The sequence below is a fragment of the Streptomyces sp. NPDC002784 genome, assembly GCF_053592135.1.
This window is the reverse complement of record NZ_JBSFVD010000138.1, coordinates 1-2,087: the sequence shown is the minus strand read 5'-3', so window position 1 is coordinate 2,087 and position 2,087 is coordinate 1. Positions and strand designations below refer to the sequence as shown.

Annotated in this window: 1 protein-coding gene; it reads right to left on the bottom strand. The window is 72.8% G+C overall.

Annotated features, from left to right (window positions below; genetic code table 11):
- Nucleotides 1-2,045: polyketide synthase dehydratase domain-containing protein (locus tag ACWD1Z_RS37215; RefSeq protein WP_451125312.1), on the bottom strand; the 2,045-nt coding region annotated here is incomplete at its 3' end.
- Between the last annotated feature and the right edge of the window lie 42 nt (nucleotides 2,046-2,087).

The window sequence follows — 2,087 nt, the reverse complement described above, 5'->3', positions numbered from 1 at the left end:
AGGAACACCACCGGAACAGTCGCCGCCTGCTCGAACGACCACCCCTCCGGCACACGCACCACCACCCGCGCATCCGCCACCGCCAACGGACCGAAACTGCGCGGCACGAGTCCGAGCACCCGGTCGCCCGCCGCGAACTCGGTGACGTCCTCGGCCGTCTCCACGACCACACCGGCGATCTCGCTCCCGATGAACGCCTCACCGGGATACATGCCGAGACCGATCAGGACGTCACGGAAGTTCACCCCGGCCGCCCGGACCGAGATCCGCACCTGACCGGACTCCAGCGGCGCGGCGGCCTCCGGCGCCGGAACCAGCGCCAACCCGTCCAACGTGCCGGAACCCGAGGTGTCCAGCCGCCACGCGGCCTCCCCCGCCGGAACCGCCAGGCTCCCGCCCGACCCGGCCGCACGCACCAGACGCGGCACCAGCACCCGGCCCTCACGGACCGCCAGCTGGGACTCACCACTGGCCAACGCTGACCGCACCACGGCCGCATCGTCACCGTCGGCGGTCGGGTCCAGGTCGAGCAGAACGAACCGCTCCGGGTACTCGGACTGCGCGGACCGCACAAGCCCCCACACGGGCGCGGTCGCGAGATCAGCGAGGTCACCGCCGTCGATGGCCACCGCGCCCCGCGTCACGACGACGAGCCGCGACTCGGCCAACCGCTCCTCGCCCAGCCAGCCCTGCACCAGGGTCAGCACGTTGGCGGTCGTGGTCTCAGGGTCGCCACCGGCGGGCGGGGTGAACAGGACGAGCGGCGGTACGGAGGAGACGCCGTCGAGGAGGGCGGCGAGGTCGACGGACGCGCCGTCCTCGGGCGTGCCGATCACGGCCCAGTCACCCGTCACGTCCACATCGGCCGACTGGGGCAGGCTCTCCCACCTCAGCCGGTAGAGGGAGTCCGTCTCGGTGGTGAGGGACGACGTCAACTGCTCCACCGTGACGGGCCGCAGTGTCAGGGAGTCGGCGGCGGCGATGGGCGCACCGGTGCCGTCGGCGAGGAGCACGGAGAGCGCGTCGCCGCCGAGGGCCGTGATACGGACGCGGGCGGCGGTGGCACCGGACGCCAGGAGCGACACGCCCTCCCACAGGAACGGAAGCCGCAGCCCTTCACTCGATTCCGCGGTCGCCAGCACCGCGTGCAGGGAAGCGTCCAGCAGCGCCGGGTGCACCCCGAACTTCCCCGCCTCCGCTCGCAGTTCCTCCGCCATTTCCACCTCGGCGAAGAGTTCGTCGCCCCGGCGCCAAGCGGCGGTCATGCCTCGGAAGGCGGGGCCGTAGCCGTAACCGGCGGTCTCGGCCGCGGTGTAGAAGCCGGAGACGTCCACTGGTTCCGCTCCGGCGGGCGGCCAGACGGTGAGATCGGCGGGCGGATCTGCCGGGGCCTGCGCGAGGACTCCCTCCGCGTGCGCGGTCCACGCCTCGGCGGCCGTCTCCGGACGCGAGTACACCGTGAGTGGGCGCCGCCCGTCCTCGTCGGCTGCGCCTACGACGACCTGGACCTGAACTCCGTCCTGCGCGGGGAGGATCAGCGGTGCCTGGAGGGTGAGTTCGGCAAGGTGCGCGCAGCCGACCTCGTCCCCGGCACGGATCGCCAGCTCCACGAACCCGGTGCCGGGGAAGAGGACCGTGCCGGCGACGGCGTGGTCGGCGAGCCAAGGGTGCGTACGCAGGGAAAGGCGGCCGGTGAGCATGACCCCGCCGTCGGCGGCGAGGCTGACGGCGGCGCCCAGCAGGGGGTGCCCGGCGGCACCTTGCCCCAAGCCGACGGGGTCGCCTGTCGGGTCGGCGGACTCCAACCAGTAGCGCTCGCGCTGGAAGGGGTAGGTCGGCAGGTCGACGCGGTGCGGGTTGCGGTCTGCGAAGAGGGCTGCCCAGTCGACGTCGACGCCACTGACCCAGAGCTGGGACAGGGCCTGCGTGAACGTCTCCACCTCACCGTGGTCCCGCCGCGTGGCCGGGACGAACAGGCCCTCGGCGCTCTCGGCGGCCATCGCGGTGAGCGTGGCGTCGGGACCCAGCTCCAAGAACTTGGTCACCCCGGACTCGGCCAACGCGGCGATCCCATCAGCGAAACGGAC